The sequence below is a fragment of the Aureibaculum luteum genome, assembly GCF_003449015.1.
GTDB lineage: Bacteria > Bacteroidota > Bacteroidia > Flavobacteriales > Flavobacteriaceae > Aureibaculum > Aureibaculum luteum.
The window spans coordinates 112436-135268 of sequence record NZ_QRGD01000010.1 but is presented as its reverse complement, the minus strand read 5'-3'; the positions used below and the strand labels follow the sequence as shown (position 1 = coordinate 135268).

Annotated in this window: 18 protein-coding genes and 1 tRNA gene; 9 read left to right on the top strand and 10 right to left on the bottom strand. The window is 32.9% G+C overall.

The genetic code is table 11. From position 1 onward, the window contains the following. Position 1 precedes the first annotated feature (1 nt). The 3 genes from D3P13_RS19270 to D3P13_RS19260 all read right to left on the bottom strand — a co-directional run bounded on the left by D3P13_RS19270 (position 2) and on the right by D3P13_RS19260 (position 1501). The gene (locus tag D3P13_RS19270; RefSeq protein ID WP_117884798.1) at positions 2-283 is read right to left on the bottom strand and encodes a helix-turn-helix domain-containing protein; all 282 of its coding nucleotides are present in this window, start codon (positions 281-283) and stop codon (positions 2-4) included. Positions 284-403: 120 nt separating this feature from the next. After that, on the bottom strand, positions 404-1081 hold the full coding sequence (locus D3P13_RS19265) for a hypothetical protein (RefSeq protein WP_157972968.1): 678 nt from the start codon (positions 1079-1081) through the stop codon (positions 404-406). 346 nt (positions 1082-1427) lie between these two features. Continuing rightward, positions 1428-1501, bottom strand: a tRNA-Asn gene (locus D3P13_RS19260). Between the two features lie 174 nt (positions 1502-1675). Between D3P13_RS19260 and D3P13_RS19255 the strand changes: the two genes are divergently transcribed. Both D3P13_RS19255 and odhB read left to right on the top strand, forming a co-directional pair. Further along, positions 1676-4408 carry a 2-oxoglutarate dehydrogenase E1 component gene (locus D3P13_RS19255; RefSeq protein ID WP_117884794.1) on the top strand — a complete coding sequence of 911 codons (2733 nt, stop codon included), beginning with the start codon at positions 1676-1678 and terminating at the stop codon, positions 4406-4408. A gap of 75 nt (positions 4409-4483) precedes the next feature. After that, positions 4484-5698 (top strand): 2-oxoglutarate dehydrogenase complex dihydrolipoyllysine-residue succinyltransferase, encoded by a 1215-nt coding sequence (gene odhB / locus D3P13_RS19250; RefSeq protein ID WP_117884792.1) that lies wholly within the window; start codon positions 4484-4486, stop codon positions 5696-5698. 106 nt (positions 5699-5804) lie between these two features. On the opposite strand, the gene D3P13_RS19245 is transcribed toward odhB, so the two are convergent. The 7 genes from D3P13_RS19245 to topA all read right to left on the bottom strand — a co-directional run bounded on the left by D3P13_RS19245 (position 5805) and on the right by topA (position 15551). Beyond that, the gene (locus tag D3P13_RS19245; RefSeq protein WP_117884790.1) at positions 5805-6842 is read right to left on the bottom strand and encodes an NAD(P)/FAD-dependent oxidoreductase; all 1038 of its coding nucleotides are present in this window, start codon (positions 6840-6842) and stop codon (positions 5805-5807) included. 94 nt (positions 6843-6936) lie between these two features. Then, complete coding sequence (gene porN, locus D3P13_RS19240; RefSeq protein WP_117884788.1) at positions 6937-7842, bottom strand: type IX secretion system ring subunit PorN/GldN; 906 nt, start codon at positions 7840-7842, stop codon at positions 6937-6939. A 12-nt stretch (positions 7843-7854) separates the two neighbouring features. After that, positions 7855-9405, bottom strand: coding sequence for a type IX secretion system motor protein PorM/GldM (porM, locus tag D3P13_RS19235; RefSeq protein ID WP_117884786.1), 1551 nt, complete (start codon positions 9403-9405; stop codon positions 7855-7857). Between the two features lie 54 nt (positions 9406-9459). Next, complete coding sequence (gene porL / locus D3P13_RS19230; RefSeq protein ID WP_117884784.1) at positions 9460-10110, bottom strand: type IX secretion system motor protein PorL/GldL; 651 nt, start codon at positions 10108-10110, stop codon at positions 9460-9462. A gap of 140 nt (positions 10111-10250) precedes the next feature. After that, entirely contained in the window at positions 10251-11636 is a 1386-nt protein-coding gene (gene porK / locus D3P13_RS19225) for a T9SS ring complex lipoprotein PorK/GldK (protein WP_117884782.1), read from the bottom strand. A gap of 130 nt (positions 11637-11766) precedes the next feature. Next, on the bottom strand, positions 11767-12924 hold the full coding sequence (locus D3P13_RS19220) for a formimidoylglutamase (RefSeq protein WP_117884780.1): 1158 nt from the start codon (positions 12922-12924) through the stop codon (positions 11767-11769). Positions 12925-13052: 128 nt separating this feature from the next. After that, complete coding sequence (gene topA, locus D3P13_RS19215) at positions 13053-15551, bottom strand: type I DNA topoisomerase (RefSeq protein WP_117884778.1); 2499 nt, start codon at positions 15549-15551, stop codon at positions 13053-13055. A gap of 218 nt (positions 15552-15769) precedes the next feature. On the opposite strand from topA, the gene miaB reads away from it, so the two are divergent. From miaB to groL, 7 genes are all read left to right on the top strand, one after another. Next, positions 15770-17224 carry a tRNA (N6-isopentenyl adenosine(37)-C2)-methylthiotransferase MiaB gene (gene miaB, locus D3P13_RS19210; protein ID WP_198680067.1) on the top strand — a complete coding sequence of 485 codons (1455 nt, stop codon included), beginning with the start codon at positions 15770-15772 and terminating at the stop codon, positions 17222-17224. An 88-nt stretch (positions 17225-17312) separates the two neighbouring features. Beyond that, positions 17313-18560, top strand: a complete 1248-nt coding sequence (locus D3P13_RS19205) for a sigma 54-interacting transcriptional regulator (RefSeq protein ID WP_117884774.1) — start codon at positions 17313-17315, stop codon at positions 18558-18560. 190 nt (positions 18561-18750) lie between these two features. Next, positions 18751-19251 (top strand): LptE family protein, encoded by a 501-nt coding sequence (locus D3P13_RS19200; protein ID WP_117884772.1) that lies wholly within the window; start codon positions 18751-18753, stop codon positions 19249-19251. A 1-nt stretch (position 19252) separates the two neighbouring features. Then, a complete protein-coding gene (locus D3P13_RS19195; RefSeq protein WP_117884770.1) occupies positions 19253-20047 on the top strand; it encodes a hypothetical protein in 795 nt (264 codons plus the stop codon). A 3-nt stretch (positions 20048-20050) separates the two neighbouring features. Then, a complete protein-coding gene (secG, locus tag D3P13_RS19190) occupies positions 20051-20401 on the top strand; it encodes a preprotein translocase subunit SecG (protein WP_117884768.1) in 351 nt (116 codons plus the stop codon). A gap of 184 nt (positions 20402-20585) precedes the next feature. Then, positions 20586-20864 carry a co-chaperone GroES gene (locus D3P13_RS19185; protein WP_117884765.1) on the top strand — a complete coding sequence of 93 codons (279 nt, stop codon included), beginning with the start codon at positions 20586-20588 and terminating at the stop codon, positions 20862-20864. 115 nt (positions 20865-20979) lie between these two features. Beyond that, entirely contained in the window at positions 20980-22614 is a 1635-nt protein-coding gene (gene groL / locus D3P13_RS19180) for a chaperonin GroEL (RefSeq protein WP_117884853.1), read from the top strand. The last annotated feature ends 219 nt before the right edge of the window (positions 22615-22833 follow it).

Here is a 22833-nt window from a genome sequence, read left to right as displayed (position 1 = left end):
ATTACCTTCTTTTATTTAGAAAAAGCTGCTTATTGAATGATTTTTCTATTTCATCGTCAGTTAAATTGGGATTACTAAGTAACCATTCTTCAATTTGTTTACGATCAAAATAAAGGCTACGCCCAACCTTGGAAAAAGGAATTTTTCGGGAAGATGTTAATTTATAGAGTCTTGATTCCGACATGCCTGTAAAAGCAATCATATCAGAAAAGCTCAATACTTGTTTATTAAAGGATAAAAGACTTTCTATCCGTTCTAATGTTTTGATAATTTGTTCACTCATGATATTAAGTTTTAGAATTAATAATGAGTAAACGGCCGTTCACTTTCGAAGGCAAACATATGAAAGTAAATAGATGTGAATCAATAGGATAACAAAGATTATTCTATAAATATGCTAAGTTTATGGTATATTTAAGATTATTTTTAACTCTTTTATATAATCATTTATTTTTTGGGAGTCGAATTCGCTTTTCCAAGCTGAAAAACTTGAATTCAATGTCTCAGCATTAATATTTTCTCCATCCATTAAAATGCTCTCTTGCAATAACCGAAAAAAGTCATCTCTACTTTTAGGACTTAGATTAATAATACCACCTTTTATGAGTAAGTGAAATAATGTAAAAAGATATCTATGATTGGCAGAGGTTTTACTTTTATTGGGTATTTGGTAATTGATTTTGTTATTCACTTTTCTATTTCTAAGTAATAATTGAAAATTTTCTTTATCTCCATATTTTAGAATTAAGGCATTGTAATCTATTTTATGAATACTTATATGTCTTATTTTTAAATTGTAAAATCTAGATTTCTTTTTCTTTTTGTAGGTATAATAGGTAGCAAGTATTATGATAAAAATCAAGTTCAAGATTAAAAACCCGAGAAAATAATAGAATTTATAAAAATCTTTGGTGGTGTCTATTGCCAATGAAACAGAAAGTGAAGTTGGTAAGATAAATACCAAAACTAAAAAGCCAATAATAGTGTTATTATTTTTTGACACTTTTATACGTATAAATCCATCCCATGTTAAAGAAGCTTTATAAAGTATCTCACTAAGAAATTCAATTAGCTTTTCCATACTCATATTTTAATTAGTATTCTAGTATGTTCATATTAGAATGACTAAAGTAAACCAGAGGTAAGTTATTAATAAATGAAAGTATATGCAAATGAAAAAGTAAGTACTAAATTAAATCAAATTCGTGTAAAATTGAATAAATAAGAACAAATAAAATTTTGGAAATTTTTAACAAAGGGTGGAAAACGCATTTTTAGGAAAAACATTTACTAATCTAACTTCTTCTAATTAAATGTTTTGTATCTTGAAAAGTATAAAATCAGCTTAAAACAAAATGTTGTACCTATGTTGTACCCAGCGAATAAAAAAAGCCACTCAATTTCTTGAATGGCTTATAGTTACTGGGCTCCCCCTCAAGGACTCGAACCTTGGACCCTCTGATTAACAGTCAGATGCTCTAACCAACTGAGCTAAGGAGGAATGTTTTAGATTTCTCTAATTTTTCAGGTTGCAAATATAAATGTTTTTCTATTTTGAACAACAAAAAAATGAAAAAATTTCAAATTATTTTTTGCAAACTTATCAGACGTCATAATTTATTTTATCTCGTTAAAATTTGTACTTTTGTTTTTCATATTAAGAAATTTTTGATTAATGGATAGGTTTTCTTTTTTAAATGCAGTTCACACAGGTTTTATTGAAGATTTGTATGACAAATATTTGTCAAATCCTGATACTGTTGAACCGAGTTGGAGAAGTTTTTTTCAAGGTTATGATCTTGCAAATACAGATTATAGTTTAACAGGGGAAGATAATGAAAGTGCAATTAGAGTTCCAGAGCATGTATTTAATGAATTTAAAGTAATAGAATTAATAAATGGTTATCGTTCTAGAGGGCATTTATTCACCAGAACAAACCCAGTTAGGGAACGTAGAAAATACGAACCAACGTTAGCTTTAGAAAATTTTGGATTATCTGATAGTGATTTGGAGACGGTTTTTGATGCTGGTGAGGTAATCGGCATTGGAAGCAAATCACTAAAAGACATTGTTAAGCATTTAGAAGATATTTATTGCGATTCTATTGGTATAGAATATATGTATATACGAAAGCCAGAAGAAATAAAATGGTGGCAAGATGCATTAAATAAAAATGATAATCATCTAGAAAATAATGTTGAAAAGAAAAAGTATATTCTTTCTAAGCTAAACCAGGCAGTAACTTTTGAGCAATTTTTACAGACCAAATATGTTGGTCAAAAACGTTTTTCTCTTGAAGGAGGTGAAGCTCTTATTCCTGCTATTAGTAATTTATTGTATCAGGCTGTAAATAAGCACCAATTGGAAGAATGTGTATTGGGTATGGCTCATAGAGGTCGTCTAAATACACTAACCAATATTTTCAGAAAACCAGTTAGAGAGTTGTTTAGTGAATTTGAAGGTAAAGACTTTGAAGATGATACTATTGATGGTGATGTAAAATACCATATGGGTTTAACGTTGAATAAAACCTATCAAAATGGAAAAGAAATAAAAATGAATTTAGTGCCTAATCCTTCTCATTTAGAGACTGTTGATGCTGTTGCAGAAGGAATTGCTAGGGCTAAAATTGATAGAAAATATAATGGAGATTCATCTAAGGTTTTACCAATACTAATTCATGGTGATGCTGCTATTGCTGGACAAGGAATTGTCTATGAGGTAATACAGATGGCTAAATTAAATGGTTATAAAACTGGCGGTACAGTTCATATTGTTGTAAATAATCAAATAGGCTTTACTACAAATTATTTAGACGCTCGTTCAAGTACGTATTGTACAGATGTTGGTAAGGTTACATTATCTCCAGTATTGCACGTTAATGCTGATGATGTTGAAGCAGTAGTGCACGCTACAGAAATGGCACTAGAGTTTAGAATGAAATTTCAACGCGATGTTTTTATAGATTTATTGGGATATAGAAAATATGGTCATAATGAAGGTGACGAACCTCGTTTTACCCAACCTAAACTTTATAAGGCAATTTCTAAACATGAAAATCCTAAAGATATTTATGTTGATAAATTACTACGCGAAAAAGTGGTTGATGAGGCTTATGTTGAGAAATTAAGGGACGATTATAAGTCCATGCTTGAAACGGAGTATAATAAGTCTAAAGAAGATAAAACTTCGGTCGTAAAGCCGTTTATGGAAAGTACGTGGGAAGGTTTTGAACGTGCTGATTTAGCGGAAATGCTGAAGGCATTCGATACAAAATATGCAGTAAAAAAATTAAAGGGTATTGCAAAGGTTATTTCGTCAGTACCGGAGGGTGCTAATTTTGTTAGAAAAGCAGAGCGAATTCTAAATGATAGAGCGAAAATGATTGATGCCGATAATCTCGATTGGGGCTTAGGCGAAACCTTGGCTTATGGTTCATTGTTAGAAGAAGGTTACAATATTAGAATTTCAGGACAAGATGTTGAGCGTGGTACCTTTAGTCATAGACATGCGATTTTGCGAGATGAAGTTACAGAGGAAAGAATTAATTTATTAAATAGTAACCCGAACAACAAAGGGGAAATGACAATTTATAACTCTTTGTTATCAGAATATGGGGTGTTGGGTTTTGATTATGGATATGCAATGGCTAATCCAAATACGCTAACCATTTGGGAAGCTCAATTTGGAGATTTTAGTAATGGAGCTCAGATTATATTTGATCAATATATGTCGGCAGCAGAAGATAAATGGAAGCTGCAGAATGGAATTGTGGTATTGTTGCCACATGGTTATGAAGGTCAAGGTTCTGAGCATTCTTCGGCAAGAATGGAACGTTATTTGCAATTATGTGCCATTCATAACATGACGGTAGCAGATTGTACAACACCTGGTAACTTCTATCATTTGTTACGTAGACAAATGAAAAGAAATTATAGAAAACCATTAATAGTCTTTACACCTAAAAGTTTATTACGTCATCCAAAAGCAGTATCCACTTTAAATGATTTAGCAAAAGGAGAATTCCAAACCGTAATTGACGATACTATTAATAGAGATAAGGTTAAAAAATTAGTGCTTTGTACTGGTAAATTCTATTATGATTTATTGGCAGAACGTGAAATGTTAAAGAGAGATGATGTTGCTTTAGTAAGAATTGAGCAATTGTTTCCATTAGATTTAGATAAAATTCAAAGCATAATAGATCTCTATAAGAATGTTGAAAGTTATGTTTGGGCACAAGAAGAGCCACAAAATATGGGTGCATGGAGTTTTATGCTGCAACGTTTTAATTTAGTAAAGCTAGAAGTAGCTTCAAGACCTTTTTATGCAGTACCTGCTGCAGGTTCTAGTGCAAGATTTAAAAGAAGGCAACAACGTGTGTTAGATTTAGTTTTTGATAAATAAAAGTGTATAATAATTAATAAATTCCGTTATTTTTGATTGGAATTTGTAACTTGAATATTGATAATTTAAACAATTATGATTTTAGAAATGAAAGTCCCTTCTCCGGGCGAATCGATTACTGAAGTAGAAATAGCCACTTGGTTGGTTGAAGATGGTGATTATGTAGAAAAAGATCAAGCTATTGCAGAGGTTGACTCTGATAAGGCTACACTTGAATTACCAGCTGAAGATAGCGGTATTATAACGCTAAAAGCAGAAGAAGGAGATGCTGTTGCTGTAGGTGCTGTTGTGTGTCATATTGATACCAGTGCTAAAAAGCCAGAAGGTGCCAGTTCAAAAAAAGAAGCAGTAAAAGAAGAACCGGTCAAAAAAGAAGAGAAACCTGCTGAAATTAAAAAAGAAGAAACTTACGCAAGTGGAACAGCTTCACCTGCTGCAAAAAAGATTTTAGCAGAAAAAGGTATAGCTGCTGGTTCTATTAAAGGAACGGGTAAAGACGGTAGAATTACCAAAGATGATGCTGTAAATGCAACACCTAGTATGGGGTCACCAACAACAGGTGGCGTAAGAGGTTCAGAACGTAAAAAATTATCTATGTTGCGTCGTAAAGTGGCGGAACGTTTGGTTGCTGTTAAAAATGAAACAGCAATGCTTACTACGTTTAACGAAGTAGACATGAAACCTATATTTGATTTACGTAACGAATATAAAGAAGCCTTTAAAGCAAGACATGGAGTTGGTTTAGGTTTTATGAGTTTCTTTACGAAAGCGGTTGTAAGAGCCTTGCAATTGTATCCGGATGTAAATTCAATGATTGACGGAGATTATAAAGTAGCTTATGATTTTCAAGATATTTCTATTGCGGTTTCTGGTCCTAAAGGATTAATGGTTCCTGTGATTAGAAATGCTGAAAATTTAACTTTTAGAGGTGTTGAAGCAGAAGTAAAACGTTTGGCTATACGTGCTAGAGATGGTGATATTACGATTGATGAAATGACTGGTGGTACTTTTACCATTACCAATGGTGGTGTATTCGGGTCCATGTTGTCTACCCCAATTATCAATCCACCTCAGAGTGCTATTTTAGGAATGCACAATATTGTGGAAAGGCCAGTAGCAATAAACGGAGCAGTTACAATAAGACCAATTATGTATGTTGCATTGTCTTATGATCATAGAATTATTGACGGTAAAGAATCTGTTGGATTTTTAGTAGCAGTTAAAGAAGCTCTAGAAAATCCTGAAGAATTGCTAATGGACGGTAATGCTAAGAAAGCATTAGAAATGTAGTCTGTAAATGATATAATAAAAGCCCGAAATTCATTTGAATTTTGGGCTTTTTTGTTTTACTTATTCTTGGAAGTTGCATTGCAATTAAGGTAGCAAATGTTTATTACTAAAACCTTGAGATATCAACCTCTTTACTTAGTTGCTCATCGTTTTCTAGATGATTATAGAGTTGTTTAGCCATTTTGGGAGCCAACATAACACCTCTGGTTCCTAATCCGTTTAAAATGGCTAATTGAGGGTTGTTGGGGTGTGTTCCTATTATAGGTCGCCTATCTTTTACAGTAGGTCTAATACCTGCCTTTTGATCGATGACTTTATAGGGAACATTAATTATTTTTTTCAACTTATTTTCCAATTCGTCTTTAGCTTCTTCGGTGGGATTCAAAGTTTTATCCGTCCAATTGAAAGTTGCACCTACTTTATAAGTATCATTTCCTAAGGGCATAATAAATACTGAAGATTTTATAATATAATTGATGTTGAGGTTAGGGGAGTGGATGGTTAATAATTCTCCTTTTGCTTCTTTTAAAGGTATATCCTTAAAGAATGGATTTTTTACAACTCCATATCCTTCACAGAATACAATTTTTTTAGCTGTAATAGTTTTGTATTTTACATGGTCTTCGTTAAAAATAACCTTTGAATACTCAAAACCTTCATTAACAATTAAATCTCTTTTCTGAAGGTAATCAATATATGCATCTAATAAAGCTTTTGTGTCAATTTTCCCTGTATTTGTAACGCTTCCTAATCCAAATGGGGCGTTGATACCTTGGTTGTTGTTTTTAATAATTTTCGGAATCATATAATTCTCAAAGAAGGGTTTGTCACAAGCATTAAACCAATTGTTTTGTTCTTCGACTGAGGTGAAAATTCTATATATATCTAAAGGGTAATCAATTTGGATATTTAATTTCTGTTCTAATGCTGCGTAGAATGGAATTGCGATGTTTAATTGGTCAAAAGCATCCCAAACAGGAGTAAAACGTTTTAAAATAACGGGATTGTATACACCACCCGCTACTCGAGATGAATTTTGAGAATAATCTTCGTAAATGATATAGGATTTATCATTTCGTTCTAGTTCTTCAGCAAAGGCTAAACCAGCCAATCCTAAGCCTACAATAATATAATCTACTTGCATGGTGCAAATGTAGTTATAAACGTAAAATAAAGGTAAAAAAAAACTCCCACTCAATTAAGAGTAGAAGTTTTTCAGATATACTACAGTGAATTTATTAATAATTCCACATGTCTAGTTCTTTATTTCTGATATCCTCTTTAAGTTTATCAGCTTCTAGAACTTGGAATAATGCGTTTCCTTTAATATATTCGGCAACATCTCTATTACCATAGATATTCTCTTCTCTATAAATACTTGCCACAAAACGACGAGCATTTAATAAATGATCATAAGATAATGGGAACGCTGAGTTTTTATTGTTAAACACTTTCATTGAGTGAGTTACTTCTCTAGCTCCTGGATACCATACCCAAAATAAAGGGATTAGTTCATCCATGCCACCACCTGAACCTTGATTTAGAAAGTTAACATCTGGTGCAACTGGTGCAATACCTAATAAACGGTATTTTAACTCACCTTGTCTTTTATCGAAATACCAAACTCCTTTTATTTTAAGTCCAGCAATATCTCCAGAAGTTAAATCTGTTCTATCTACATACTCATCAGTAATAGCTTCACCTTGATTTAATAACTCATAACCAGCATCACTAGTGTCAATTCTAGATAAACGACCTTGAATCTCTTTGAAAGTTAATTTGTTTTCAAAATAAGAATCGTCATAAATATCTGCAATTTCACCACTTTTAATACCTCTTAATAAAGTGTCATAGAGCGATCTTCTACTAGAGCTAATGTTGTTAGTATCTATTGGATAGTAGAATGGTAAATTAATTTTCTCATTCAAATCCACATACTCCCATACTACTTTAGACCATAGGATATCTCTATCATCTATGTAACCGTAAGGTAATGGTCCGTCATTATCAGCCGCTAATTGTTCTGCTGTTTTCATCCCAATTTCTTCAGGAATCTTTGCATTTAACAAATTAGCTTGTGCGTTTAATGAGCTTGTTGTCAATGCTACTACACCACACACTACTAAAAAACCTCTCCATTTCATAATATTTATTTTTTAATTTGTTAATTCTACATTTAATGGATTTACTTTCTTTAAGTAATAACCACTATTGCCAGATAACGATGCTCTTACATCAAATATTGTAACCATGTCGCCTTTTCTTGCTTTACTTAAAGCTCTAATTGCTGCGGCATTGAATTTTGTACCTTTAACGATCACTGTTGGTGAGCCAGGAACTTTAATACTAAAGCCTGATACTCCAAGTTTTAAGTCAAACTCAAAATCTGGTATGATAGCTCCAATAGTCATTTTTTGTAAAGAACTTCTAGGCATTTTAATAACACCATATTGGCTACCTCTTACGGCTGCAGAAGGAGCAGGGATATCTTTAATTCTAAACGTTTGTCCAGAAGTTACAGAAGATCCATCAGGTAATTTACCAGTTACATTAATTTTAACTGTTTTACCTTTACCAGGACTCATCATATACTTACCTAAACCTGTTGATTTACGTAAACCTGGTGCGTTTGCTGAAATTGAATTGTCAGGTACACCTGGCATTGAAATAGTAATAGGGTTTTGTACACCTCTATAAACCACATTCATTTTATCAGCTGAAATTACTGCACTGTTAGGTTTTGCAACAACTGCGTATGTACTTAAAATTGGCAATACAACTGTCGAATCACCTTCTTTAAACTGAAACTCACCTTTAATTTGGTTCTCACCTACATTACCTGCAGGGAAATCTATAAAAGCTGCTCCATTTTTGATATCGTCACCTGAAATTTCTTTACCGTTAACAATAACTTTGGTAGGTTTTAAAGTTGCATCATATTTACCTAATACTATTTTACCTTTAAAGTTTGCACCTTGCAGCGTAGCCGCATTATCAGGGACTAAGATGGTCACGAAATTATTCATTGAAACATCACTTTCTAATTGCCCTTGAACCATTGCCATTAACATCTCATTTTCTGTAGCTTTAACATCTGCTTGAATTTGAGATAAGTTAGTAATCGTTGTAATTAAAGGAAAACCTTCATAACGATTCCTTAACCATGGTTGTGTTTGTTTACCTTCTTTTAATTTTTGATCAGAGGTATCAAAACGTACATCTACTTTATCAGCAAGTGTTTTGTATTTGTCTCCTAAAAGAGAAGCTACTTCAGTACGGTATGTATTCAGTTTGCTTAAAAATTCTTCACCAGCTGGAGTATTTTTGTCTCCTGCAAAGAAGAAAGAATCTCCTGCATCTGTTCCGTCCATTGACTCATAATTCGTAGCGTCTTCAACTCCTTTTGTTAACTCTTCTTTCATTTTTTCAAGATGAGCATTAAAGTCTAAAGATAAAGCTTGTACTTTCTGAGCATTGCTATTATGTTCTGCATACTTCTCTGGTTGATCAGCAGCTTTTGTATTCAGACTTGCATAAGTAGCTGCATTTTGTTGTTCCGCTGACACGTTAGATGCTGCCAGTTTTTCGTTCATGAAACCAAAAGCAGATAAAACTTGTTTTGACATATTCATTGCTAACATCGCGATGAATACCAAATACATTAAGTTAATCATTTTCTGCCTTGGTGATAGTTTGCCTCCTGCCATTTTTTTCTAATTAGTTTTAGTTAATAGTTGGGTTAAATTATTTTATTCTACTAATTAGTTTCTATTTGACATAGCAGATAGCATACCTCCATAAACACCATTCAATGATGATAAGTTCGTTGCTAAAGATTCCATTTGATCTTTAAGTTTTACTGTATTTTCAGCAACAGCTTCGCTTAATTCAGATTGTCTAGATGCACTATCATATTGTACTTTATACAAACTGTTCAAAGACTCCATGTTAGAAGCAGCCAATGTTAATTGCTCGCTATATTTGCTTGTTGCAGCAACTGAATCTGCAGCGGGCTTAATATTTTCAGCGGCACCTGCAAAATTTTGGATACTAGTAGATAATCTATCCATTTTTTCTGAATCAAGATTTGCTTCAGCTAACATAGTATCTAATTTTGAAGATAACATGCTTTCAGCATCTACATCACCAGACAATCTATCTAAGCCTTGTCCTTGTCCTCCTGCTAATTCAGGATATACTAGAGACCAATCTAAGTCTTCTTCAACAGGTTCAAATGCAGAGAATGCAAAAATTACTGCTTCTGTTAATAATCCGATTGTTAACATAACTCCACCTGTTAAAGGTCCTATGCTAAAGTGTAAGATTTTGAATAATGCTCCTACTAATACTACTGATGCTCCCATACCATAAACGAAGTTCATGATTTTTTTCTGTTTAAGTGATCCTGCCATAATTTTTCTTTTTTCGGGTTAATTTTAATTTTAATTATTAATTCTAGTTGGTTTATTTTAAAACGTTTGTTATTACTATTTATTATTACTTAATGATAATTACTACTAATTTTTTATTGAAAATTGTCTTTTATTGAATGTTATTTAACACCCATATAATCTTGTACTGTTCTAAAGCCTACATAACTTCTTGCAGAATCTCCATATTCATAATCTCTCGTACTTACTTCTAAGAAATAAGCTACATCTTTCCATGATCCTCCACGAATTACTTTTCTTTGATTACCACTATCATTTACATTAGGGTTCATTGTAGAGCCTAAGTAATAAGAAGCTGGGTCATAAGCAGTGTCAGTCCATTCTGAAACATTACCTGCCATGTTATATAAACCGTAGTCATTAGGTGTAAAAGACTTTGCTTCCATGGTATATAAAGCCCCATCAGCCGCATAATCTCCCCTCTGTGGTTTGAAGTTTGCCATAAAACAACCTCTATCAGTTTCCGTATAAGGACCACCCCAAGGGTATTTAGCATATTCTAAGCCTCCACGAGCAGCAAATTCCCACTCAGTTTCAGTTGGCAATCTAAAGTTTGGAACTTTACCAATACCTTTATTAGCTAAAAATCTGTTTTTCTTTTGAGTTCTAAAGTCACAAAAAGCTTTGGCTTGTGGCCATGATACACCAACTACAGGATAGTCATTGTAAGCTTGATGCCAAAAGTAATCTTGGTGCATTGGGTCGTTATAAGAGTAATTAAAATCTTTTACCCAAACCGTTGTATCAGGATATATTTCTACTGTATTTTTCTTGATAAAATCTTTTCTATTACTACTTTTTCTTGCAGCACCTTCTGGATCAAAAGTGTAGTATAAGTAGGATAGTTTTTTAGTGTCAACAATTCTTCTACCGTCAAAAACCTCAGTAATTGGTAAATATAAACTGTCCATCGCTTCTGCATAACTTGCATCAGGATATTCTGCTATATTCCAAACCAATTCAGGTTCCCAGTTTAACGCTTTACCTTCAGTTGGTGAATTTAAATCACCTAAGCTACCGTAGTTATCCATCATATATTTATAATATACATTGGCAGTCGTATCGGGTTCAGCAAATTTGTATTTTTGAATGCCATCTTCATTACCAGAAGATGCACCCGCATCTAAATCGGCACTAGCTGCACCAAAACCTTGTTCTTCTGCAAGAATGGCTAATTGAGTTCTAACAATAGAATCTCTTACCCATACTACAAACTCTCTATATTCAGCGTTTGTAATTTCTGTTTCGTCCATATAAAATGGTCTTACAGTTACAGTTCTGGATGGCGTGTTTAATGCACCTGCAATATCCTCATCTGTTTTACCCATTGTAAAAGCACCACCTGGAATTAATGTCATTCCTAATGGTTTCTCAGGGAAAAATTTCTTTTTAGACCTAACACCTGTTAACTCTCCTCGGTCGCTAGATCCACAACTGGTTGCTAAAGCAAATACAGCAAGTAAAAAATAAACGGTTACTTTTCTCATAAATGTAAATTTAGTATCCCTTTTATAGGGGAACAATACTATTTGTTATATTAAAACTATTTCGATAAAAAACAATTTTGATTTCGTAGAATCACTTTAAGAACGCAGAAATATTATTTTTAGTGTATAACTAATTTAATTTTCTAAAAGTTTTCCACCATCTTTCTGGAATAACTTGATTTCCTGCTCGTAAATAATCTTGATACGTACAAGGTATTAACGTATGCTTTGTAGTTTTATTATTTGGATGTTCAACTTCCATCCACCATCTGTCACTTTTATTACTTTTGAAGAAGTTGATTGTAGTGTCTTCAATAGGTACTATATATTTTGTGTAATCTTTTTTTGATGTAAAAGGGTATTCATTGGTTCTAAAATTAAAACCTTCAATAAAATACCATATCATTTGAGCAATTAAATGTGCAGTTTGGTCTTTTTCATCTAATTTAGCATTGTACTCGTAAATTCCAAAAGAAGATACTTTATCGCTGATACCTGCATATCTGGAAATAGCACATATAGTCTCACCATAAAATCCGTTCGGTACTGCATTATTGTTTGCAGGTGCTTCAGCTCGTCTTACAGAACCGATGTCAATACTTACAACATCCGTATCTCTAAAAACAGGTTCTACTATTTTTATATCATTGGTAATTTCACCTAATCTATAAGTGTCGAAGTATAATTTTTCTAATAAATCAATTTCTTCTTGCGAGTTAAAATACGTCTGATAACCAATATTACTATAATTAAATAGATTACTTGGTTGCTCCATAATTACTTTACTCAAAAAAGAGGTTGAAGATATTTCTTCTTCAATAGTGCCTAAATCAAACTTTGTATCAACAGTCGTTAGATTAACGGTTTGTTCTAATTTATCATACGCTCTATAATTGGCATAGGTTAAGTCTTGACCGCCACCTATAATTATAGGGATGATATTATGTTTAACTAAATAGACGATTATTTCTTGAAGTGCAAAATAGGAATCTTCTTCCGTTTCACCTTGAGGGATATTGCCTAAATCGACAATTTTAGAAAACCAATTGCCTGGAAATAATTGATATAGGTATTTTCGTATGACACCAAAATTATTACCCGCACCATAATTGTCTTCCGCTCTTCTTCCTTCTTCAACACCTATTATAGCAATATGTACACCTTTTAATTCAGGAATTCCGTTTTGTTTTGAATGAATAGCAATCCTTTGACCTAATGATTGATTAGGTAATAAAGCCGAATGTGCCACAACAACATCTTCAACAGGATTTAAGAATTCAAAACTCATAGTTTAGTTATAATGGTTATTTGTTATTGGATTATTATTGTCATTCCGAGGTACGAGGAATCTCATTAATATGAGTACTACTTTTTAACAGATTCCTCGTGCCTCGGAATGACAGTTTAAGAATAGCATTATTTTTTCTTTTTAGCTGGTTTTTTAGCAGCCTTTTTTCTTGGTTTTTTCTTGGGAGTTTTCTTTTCAATAATTTCTAGCACCTCTTCCAAGGTCAATTTTTCTGCATCAGTGGTTTTAGGCATTTCAATTTTAAGTTTGCCTTTAATAATATTATACCTGCCCCATCGTGCTTTTTCTACTCTAATTCCTTCTTCTTCCCAATGGTGAATTAGTTTATCTATTTCTTTTTGGATTTTAACTTCAATCAACTCTTCAATGTTAGCTTGAGTCAAGTTGTCAAAATCGTATTTTTTGTTTACGTTGATAAACATGCCATCATATTTAATGAAGGGTCCAAATCTACCCACACCTTTTTGCACAGGTAATTCTTTATAATGAGCAATTGGTGCATCAGCTTCTTGTTTGGCCTTGATAAGCACAGTAGCTCTGTCCATATCAACATCCATAGGGTTTTCACCTTTATCTAAAGAAATGAATTTTGTTCCAAACTTCACATAAGGTCCAAACCTACCATTATTTACAATAATCTCTTCACCTTCATATTCACCTATTGTTTTAGGTAATTTAAAAAGATCCATAGCCTCTTCATAAGTTACAGTTTCTAAAGTTTGACCAACTTGTAAACTGGCAAACTTAGGTTTTTCTTCATCTGTAACTTCACCAATTTGAACCATAGCACCAAATCTACCTAAACGCGAATACACATTTTTGCCAGATTCAGGGTCTATCCCTAATAAACGTTCACCTTTAGCTCTTTCGGCATTTTCAGAAACATCTTCAACTCTTGGATGAAATTTTTCATAAAAATCTTTTATCATTGAGGTCCAATCTTCTTTACCTCTAGCAATATCATCAAATTCTTCTTCAACTTTCGCTGTAAAACCGAAATCTAATACTGTTTTAAAATGTTCAACTAAAAAGTCATTTACAATTTTACCTATATCTGTTGGTACTAACTTGCCTTTATCAGAACCTACTTTTTCAGTAAGTTCTTTTTCAGTAAGTTTATCAGATTTAAGTTTTAGTTCCGTATATTTTCGTTCTACACCATCAATAGAGCCTTTGTCTACATATTCTCTACGTTGAATTGTAGAGATAGTAGGTGCATACGTTGACGGACGACCAATACCCAATTCTTCCAATTGTTTTACCAAAGAAGCTTCCGTAAATCTACCAGGAGCTCTTGTATAACGTTCGGTTGCCGTAATGTAATTGTTTTTTAACGTTTCATTTACAGCAAGTTTAGGCAACATACCTTCTTGTTCTTCATCTTCATTATCTGTACCTTCTAAATAAACTTTCAAAAAGCCTTCAAATGTGATTACTTCTCCGTTAGCAGTTAAAATTTGTTTGTTTTTTGTGTTGCTAATTTTTACATTGGTACGTTCTAGCTTAGCATCACTCATTTGAGAGGCTAAGGTTCTTTTCCAAATTAGACTGTATAATCTATCTTCATCTTTACCGATTGAAGACTCATGTAAGCTCATATCGGTAGGTCGAATCGCTTCGTGAGCTTCTTGAGCATTTTTAGATTTGGACTTGAAATTTCTTGGGTTACTATATTCTGAACCGTACGAAGATGTGATTTCTTCAGCAGCTGCTTTTTTTGCATCTTCAGATAAGTTTACACTATCTGTTCTCATATAGGTTATAAGTCCCGCTTCATATAAGCGTTGTGCCATTATCATTGTTTTGGCAACTGGAAAATATAATTTACGTGAGGCTTCCTGTTGTAAAGTTGAGGTTGTAAATGGTGCTGCTGGTGATTTTTTTGCTGGTTTTGTCTGTAAATCGGCCACTTTGAAAGCTGCACCTGTACATGATTTTAAAAACTTTTCAGCTGCTTCTCTTGTCTCAAAATTCTTTGGGAGTTTAGCTTTAACCGTCTTTCCTTCTTCATTGCTAAATTCAGCATCTATTCTATAAGAAGCAATAGGGTTGAAATTTTCAATTTCACGTTCGCGTTCTACAATTAAACGTACGGCAACTGATTGCACCCTACCTGCCGATAATCCGCCTTTTACTTTACGCCATAAAACAGGTGAAAGTTCATAACCTACCAATCTATCTAAAACCCTACGTGCTTGTTGTGCATTTACTAAATTATAATTGATACTTCTCGGATTTTCAACTGCTTTTAGAATAGCTGTTTTTGTAATCTCATGAAAAACAATACGTTTGGTATTTTCTAAATCTAATTTTAATTGCTCAAATAAATGCCATGCAATTGCTTCACCCTCTCGATCCTCATCACTAGCTAACCATACGGTATCTGCTTTTTTGGCAAGACTTTTTAATTTTTTTACGACTGCCTTCTTATCATCAGAAACAATGTATTCAGGAGTGAAATCTCCTTCTACATTTACACCTAATTCCCTTGAAGGTAAATCAGCTATATGACCATAACTCGATTCAACCTGAAAATCTTTACCTAAAAATTTTTCAATGGTTTTTGCTTTTGCAGGTGACTCAACAATTACTAAATTTTTTGCCATATACGTCGATTGATAGTTAACTTTTCAAGATTCAATATTGATTAAAATTGATAAATTGAATACTATTTTGAAAGTGCAAAAGTATATAGAATTTTTTAATATTATTTTTTTTAATACACTTATCCTTTATTTGATGGTTTTTTAGGGGTGTTAAATTTCTGCCAAAATGGCATAATTTTATCTTATAGGTTGTATATTTGCATTCCATTTTTTAGATAATGCATACAGAGAAAATCATAGAAGAAAATAAACAAGGTCAATCTTTAGTTGCCAAAAAGGTAACTGGTAATGACAAAAAGTTATTTATAGAAAGTTACGGTTGTCAAATGAACATGAGCGACAGTGAGATCGTAGCTTCTATATTGGTTAAGGAAGGATTTAATACCACACAAAAATTAGAAGAAGCAGATTTAGTGTTGGTAAACACCTGTTCTATCCGAGATAACGCAGAGCAAACCATAAGAAAAAGATTACAATATTATAACTCGGTTAAGCGTACAAAAAACCCATCCATGAAAGTGGGTGTGTTAGGTTGTATGGCTGAACGTTTAAAATCGAAATTTTTAGAAGAAGAAAAAATTGTCGATTTAGTGGTTGGTCCAGATGCTTATAGAGATTTGCCTAATTTAGTAGAAGAGGTAGAAGCAGGACGCGATGCTATAAATGTTATTTTGTCTAAGGAAGAGACCTATGGTGATGTTTCGCCAGTTAGGTTGCAATCTAATGGTGTTTCTGCATTTGTATCGATTACGAGAGGGTGTGATAATATGTGTACTTTCTGCGTTGTGCCTTTTACAAGAGGAAGAGAGCGTAGTCGTGATCCGCAAAGTATTATTGAAGAAATAAGAGACCTAAATCAAAAGAATTTTAAAGAAGTTACCTTACTCGGTCAGAATGTAGATAGCTATTTATGGTATGGTGGCGGATTGAAAAAGGACTTTTCAAAAGCTTCTGAGATTGCTCAAAGTACAGCGGTTGATTTTGCTCAATTATTGGATTTATGTGCTGCAGAGTTTCCTAAAATACGTTTCAGGTTTTCTACATCTAATCCACAAGACATGCATCTAGATGTCTTACATGTCATGGCGAAGCATAATAATATTTGTAAATACATTCACTTACCTGTTCAGTCTGGTAGTACTAGAATATTAGAAAGAATGAATCGCCAACATACGAGAGAAGAATATATGGAGTTGGTAGATAATGTTCGTAGAATATTGCCTGATTGTTCAATATCGCAAGATATGATTACTGGATTTTGTGGTGAGACAGAAGAAGATCATCAAGATACTTTATCGTTATTAGAATACGTAAAATACGATTTCGGATTTATGTTTGCCTATTCCGAAAGACCAGGTACACTGGCGGCTAAAAAGTTTGAAGATGACATTCCACTAGCGGTGAAAAAAAGACGTTTGGCAGAAGTAATCTCTTTACAATTAAAACATTCGCATTATTGGACAAAGCAACACGTAGGTAAAGTAGAAGAAGTGTTGATTGAAGGTACTTCGAAAAAGAATGAAAATGAATGGAAAGGTAGAAACACACAAAATACTATAGTAGTTTTTCCAAAAGAACATTACAAAATGGGCGATTTTGTAAATGTAAAAATAAATTCTTGTACCTCTGCAACCTTAATTGGAACTGCGGTTGGGTATTCAGAGAACAATTGATAGCTTAATAATTATAATTCAAGATTTTTCCTTGATTTGACGCGTATTGTCTAGTTTCTTGTGTGTAAAAGTCTTGTATCTGAAAATAATGGAAAACTTACAAACCATAAAACAGCGATTTGGTATTATTGGAAACGATATTAACTTAAATCGTGCGTTAGAAAAAGCGATTCGTGTCGCTCCAACGGATATTTCTGTTTTAGTAACAGGTGAGAGTGGTGTGGGTAAAGAATTTATACCTAAAATCATTCATCAGTTATCCCATAGAAAACATGCAAAATACATCGCTGTAAACTGTGGTGCTATTCCTGAAGGAACTATTGATAGTGAATTGTTTGGGCATGAAAAAGGCTCATTTACGGGTGCAACACAATCAAGAAATGGATATTTTGAAGTTGCCGATGGAGGTACTATTTTTTTAGATGAGGTAGGGGAGTTACCACTTACCACACAGGTTCGGTTACTACGTGTGTTGGAGAATGGTGAATTTATAAAAGTAGGTTCGTCACAGGTGATGAAAACCAATGTAAGGATTGTTGCTGCTACTAATCTAAATATGATAGAGGGCATTCAAAAAGGTAAGTTTCGTGAAGATTTGTACTATAGATTAAGTACCGTAGATATTAATTTACCTGCCTTACGAAAACGAAAAGATGATATCCATTTATTATTTAGAAAGTTTGCCTCAGATTTTGCTCAAAAATACAATATGCCCACCATCCGGTTGACTGATGATGCTATTATTGTTTTAAAAGATTATTCTTGGAAAGGTAACATTCGTCAATTGCGGAATGTAACAGAACAGATATCAGTAATAGAACAAAGCAGAGAAATTTCAGCTCAAACATTGAAAAGTTATTTACCCGATTACAGTTCAAATTTTCCAGCTTTAATCAAAGGAGGGTCTAAGGGTAGTGATTTTGCCAATGAACGTGAAATTTTATACAAAGTACTTTTTGATATGCGTAATGATATTACGGACTTAAAAAAGTTGACTATGGAATTGATGCAGGGCGGAAAAGTTGATCATGATAATATTGAAAATACACAGCGACTTATCCAAAAAATTTATGGAGATTCACCTGAGGATGAAGAAAATTTAGTTGAAATAATATCCCCTCAAAAGAGAGATAATTATCAAGAAGAGTCACGTGAATATAATGACAACTATCAAGATGCGGAAACGGTAGAAGAATCTTTGTCTTTACAGGATAAAGAATATGAAATGATAAAAAAGTCTTTAGATAGAAATCAGAATAAAAGAAAATTAGCAGCCAAAGAGTTAGGTATTTCAGAAAGAACATTATACAGAAAAATAAAGCAGTACGATTTGTAGTAGATGCCAGATTTTAGATAGGAGATATTAGATTTTGGTTTCGAGATTATTATATTTACAAATTATAATGAATTATACAAAGTTTGAACGTAAAGATTGTCCCCTTGAGGGGACTAAAGGGGTGTTGGTGTTATAATCAATGTAGTATTTATCAAATTTACCGTAGTTTCTTAGAGGATAGATTAAAATAATGAAAAAAATAATTATAGCATACGCATTTTTATTACTAACCACCCAAAGTTGTGGTATATATTCTTTTACCGGAGGTAGTACAGGTGATGCAAAAACAATACAGATAGATTATTTTCCTAATAATGCAATACTTGTTGAGCCAACGTTAAGTCAAAAATTTACAGATGCTTTACGTGATTTGTTTACACGTCAAACAAATTTGAGTTTAACAACAACTGGTGGCGATTTGTACTTTGAAGGAGAAATAACGGATTATAAGGTAATTCCTATTACGGCAACAGCAGATCAGGCAGCCGCACAAAATAGATTGACTATAGCGGTAAGAGTACGCTTTTATAATAAATTAGTTGAAGAAGATGATTTTGAAAAGACATTTTCTTTTTATTCAGATTTTGATGCAAATTCACAACTAATAGGTGGAGTGTTAGAAACAGCCTTGGAAGAAATTTTTGAACGATTAACTCAAGATATTTATAACGCTTCTGTAGCAAAATGGTAATATGAACATTTCAGAATTTACATCATTATTAGATACTAAAAGATCGATAACCATCGAGCAAACGAATGCTATAGAAGATATTTTGGAAAACTATCCTTATTTTCAAGCAGCAAGAATGATCCATCTTAAAGGCTTAAAGAATCAGCATAGTTTTAAATACAATTCAGCACTTAAATCAACGGCAGCATATACCACCAACAGAACAGTGTTGTTCGATTTTATCACTGCAGATACCTTAGATAATTCAAATATAATTGAGAAAAAAAAAGAAAAAATAGAAACGAATGAGGTTGTTGATTTTGAAATAATTGAAGAATTAGAACAAGATCAACCGATTGCTACAATTTTTGAAGAAGAGACAGTAATTGAAAAAGTAGAAGAAAAATTAAATATCGGTAAACCACTAGTATTTGACCTTTCAGAAATGCATTCTTTTGGTGAATGGATGCAACTCACCAATATAAAACCCATAGATAGGCAAGAAGTTATTGAAGATATAAAACCAAAAGAAGTTTCCATAAATCAAGAGAAATTCGATATTATTGAGCAATTTATTGCGACTAAACCTAAAATGGAAGCAATCAAAAACGTTGAAAACATTGACGTTTCATTTGAAAGTGTTGTTGAAGATGGTACTTTAATGACCGAAACTTTAGCACGCGTATATCTCGAACAAAAAAAGTATGATAATGCGATACAAGCTTTTAAAATATTAAGTTTGAAATATCCAGAAAAAAGTAGTTTCTTTGCAGACCGAATTAAGGCAATAAAATTTTTACAAAAAAATAATTCATAAAAAATGACTTATACACTATTTCTAGTTCTGATTGTTATTGTAGCAGTCTTACTAATACTTATTATTATGGTTCAAAATCCTAAAGGTGGAGGGTTATCTTCTTCATTAGGTGGACAAGGAACACAAACTTTAGGTGGTGTTCAAAACACAACTAACTTTTTAGATAAAAGTACTTGGACATTGGCCATAGCTTTATTTGCATTGATTTTATTATCAAACTTTGCTATTCCAAGAAATACAATTGATACTAAATCGCAAATTGAAGAAACCTTAAATGATAGAAATCCTATTGAGCAGACAGCTCCTGTAAGTGTAGAGCAACCAGCAACTTTACAAGATTCAACATCAAATTAAGAAATTTTTAATTTTAACATATAAAATGCTAACGTAAGTGTCACGTTGGCATTTTTTTGTTTAATCATATTACCTCTTAAGATTACAATTATATTAGGATAATGACTATCTGTCATATTTTAATAATTGGCATATTTTTAGCCATAGTAACATTCGATTGAATTAACTAAAAAATTTTAAAGAAATGAGTAAAATAAAAATCAAACCTCTTGCGGACAGAGTAGTAATTGAGCCAATGGCTGCTGAAACTAAAACAGCTTCTGGACTTTATATTCCAGATTCAGCTAAAGAAAAACCACAACAGGGTAAAGTTTTAGCCGTAGGTAAAGGAACTAAAGATGAACCTACCACAGTTAAAGTTGGAGATACTGTATTATATGGTAAATATGCTGGTACAGAATTAAAATTAGATGGTGGTGATTACTTAATTATGAGAGAGAGCGATATTTTCGCAATTCTATAACTACCTATTGGTGGCGGCAATTAAAATAAATAATTAATAATAATATATAGTTCCAGTAAATTTCCCTTGAAGGGAAATGTCCGTTTGGGCACTGGGACTTAAAATCAAAAATAAAATGGCAAAAGATATAAAATTTGACATCGAATCTCGCGACGGCTTAAAACGTGGTGTAGATGCATTAGCAAATGCAGTAAAAGTAACATTGGGTCCTAAAGGACGTAACGTAGTAATTGGTAAAGCTTTTGGTGGACCTCAAATAACAAAAGATGGTGTAACTGTTGCAAAAGAAATTGAGTTAACAGATCCTCTTGAGAATATGGGAGCTCAAATGGTTAAAGAAGTTGCTTCTAAAACTAACGATCAAGCGGGTGACGGTACAACAACTGCAACTGTTTTAGCTCAAGCGATAGTAAAAGAAGGCTTAAAGAATGTGGCGGCAGGTGCTAATCCTTTAGATTTGAAAAAAGGTATAGACAAAGCCGTTCAAGCTATTGTTAAAGATTTACAAAAACAATCTCAAGTAGTTGGTAATAATATCGATAAGATTAAACAAGTAGCGTCTATTTCAGCAAATAATGACGAAACTATTGGTGATTTAATTGCAGAAGCTTTTCAAAAAGTTGGTAAAGAAGGTGTAATTACTGTAGAAGAAGCGAAAGGAACAGATACTTATGTTGATACCGTAGAAGGTATGCAGTTTGATAGAGGTTATTTATCTCCTTATTTTGTTACTGATTCAGAGAAAATGATAACTGATTTGGAGAATCCATATATCTTATTATATGATAAGAAAATATCTTCAATGAAAGATTTATTACCTGTTTTAGAGCCAGTTGCTCAATCAGGTAAACCTTTATTGATTATTGCTGAAGATGTAGAAGGTGAAGCCTTAGCGACTTTAGTAGTTAATAAATTACGTGGATCTTTAAAAATTGCTGCAGTTAAAGCTCCAGGATTTGGAGATAGACGTAAAGCGATGTTAGAAGATTTAGCTATTCTTACAGGAGGTACTGTAATTGCAGAAGAAAGAGGATTTACCTTAGAAAATGCAACGTTAGATATGTTAGGTACTGCAGAGAGAGTTACTATTGACAAAGATAATACTACTGTTGTTAATGGTGCTGGTGCTAAAAAAGATATTACGGCTAGAGTAAATCAAATTAAATCACAAATAGAAACTACAACTTCTGATTACGATAAAGAAAAACTACAAGAGCGTTTGGCTAAGTTAGCTGGGGGTGTTGCTGTATTGTATGTTGGTGCTGCTTCTGAAGTAGAAATGAAAGAGAAAAAAGATAGAGTAGATGATGCTTTGCATGCTACTAGAGCTGCTGTTGAAGAAGGTATTGTTACAGGTGGTGGAGTTGCTTTGTTAAGAAGTAAAAAAGTACTTGAAAAGTTAACTACAGAAAATTTAGACGAAACTACTGGAGTTCAAATTATTGCTAGAGCGATAGAAGAGCCATTACGTATTATTGTTGAAAATGCAGGTAGCGAAGGTTCTGTTGTTGTTGCAAAAGTTTTAGAAGGTAAGAAAGATTTTGGTTTTAATGCAAAAACTGGAGAATATGTCGATATGCTTAAAGCAGGAATTATAGATCCTACGAAAGTAACACGTATTGCTTTAGAAAATGCAGCATCAGTTGCAGGTATGATACTAACTACTGAATGTGCTTTGGTTGATATTAAAGAAGAAGGTCCAGCTGGAGGAATGCCTCCAATGGGTGGTGGTATGCCAGGCATGATGTAGTCGAAAGCCTCGTACACAAATAATTTTAAAAACACCTACAAGATATCATTTCTTGTAGGTGTTTTTTTACATCGTTATTGATGTTAATTGAGTAGTATTTATGAATACTATGTAACTATCAGTATATATTTCTTAATTCTATAGATTACGATGTATGTGTAAGAATTAGAAATTTGTTAAAGTGTAACATTATATAAAATGTGGCGTCTTATTTATATT

What these genes read in the sequence shown, in the direction of transcription:
- D3P13_RS19220 (WP_117884780.1), bottom strand. Translation starts at nt 12,924, where the DNA reads ATGAGTTTTGAATTCTTAAATCCTGTTGAAGATGTTGTTGTGGCACAT.
- topA (WP_117884778.1), bottom strand. Translation starts at nt 15,551, where the DNA reads ATGGCAAAAAATTTAGTAATTGTTGAGTCACCTGCAAAAGCAAAAACC.
- D3P13_RS19205 (WP_117884774.1), top strand. Translation starts at nt 17,313, where the DNA reads ATGGAAAACTTACAAACCATAAAACAGCGATTTGGTATTATTGGAAAC.
- secG (WP_117884768.1), top strand. Translation starts at nt 20,051, where the DNA reads ATGACTTATACACTATTTCTAGTTCTGATTGTTATTGTAGCAGTCTTA.
- D3P13_RS19265 (WP_157972968.1), bottom strand. Translation starts at nt 1,081, where the DNA reads ATGGAAAAGCTAATTGAATTTCTTAGTGAGATACTTTATAAAGCTTCT.
- groL (WP_117884853.1), top strand. Translation starts at nt 20,980, where the DNA reads ATGGCAAAAGATATAAAATTTGACATCGAATCTCGCGACGGCTTAAAA.
- D3P13_RS19195 (WP_117884770.1), top strand. Translation starts at nt 19,253, where the DNA reads ATGAACATTTCAGAATTTACATCATTATTAGATACTAAAAGATCGATA.
- D3P13_RS19245 (WP_117884790.1), bottom strand. Translation starts at nt 6,842, where the DNA reads ATGCAAGTAGATTATATTATTGTAGGCTTAGGATTGGCTGGTTTAGCC.
- porK (WP_117884782.1), bottom strand. Translation starts at nt 11,636, where the DNA reads ATGAGAAAAGTAACCGTTTATTTTTTACTTGCTGTATTTGCTTTAGCA.
- D3P13_RS19185 (WP_117884765.1), top strand. Translation starts at nt 20,586, where the DNA reads ATGAGTAAAATAAAAATCAAACCTCTTGCGGACAGAGTAGTAATTGAG.
- D3P13_RS19255 (WP_117884794.1), top strand. Translation starts at nt 1,676, where the DNA reads ATGGATAGGTTTTCTTTTTTAAATGCAGTTCACACAGGTTTTATTGAA.
- D3P13_RS19200 (WP_117884772.1), top strand. Translation starts at nt 18,751, where the DNA reads ATGAAAAAAATAATTATAGCATACGCATTTTTATTACTAACCACCCAA.
- porM (WP_117884786.1), bottom strand. Translation starts at nt 9,405, where the DNA reads ATGGCAGGAGGCAAACTATCACCAAGGCAGAAAATGATTAACTTAATG.
- odhB (WP_117884792.1), top strand. Translation starts at nt 4,484, where the DNA reads ATGATTTTAGAAATGAAAGTCCCTTCTCCGGGCGAATCGATTACTGAA.
- D3P13_RS19270 (WP_117884798.1), bottom strand. Translation starts at nt 283, where the DNA reads ATGAGTGAACAAATTATCAAAACATTAGAACGGATAGAAAGTCTTTTA.
- porL (WP_117884784.1), bottom strand. Translation starts at nt 10,110, where the DNA reads ATGGCAGGATCACTTAAACAGAAAAAAATCATGAACTTCGTTTATGGT.
- porN (WP_117884788.1), bottom strand. Translation starts at nt 7,842, where the DNA reads ATGAAATGGAGAGGTTTTTTAGTAGTGTGTGGTGTAGTAGCATTGACA.
- miaB (WP_198680067.1), top strand. Translation starts at nt 15,770, where the DNA reads ATGCATACAGAGAAAATCATAGAAGAAAATAAACAAGGTCAATCTTTA.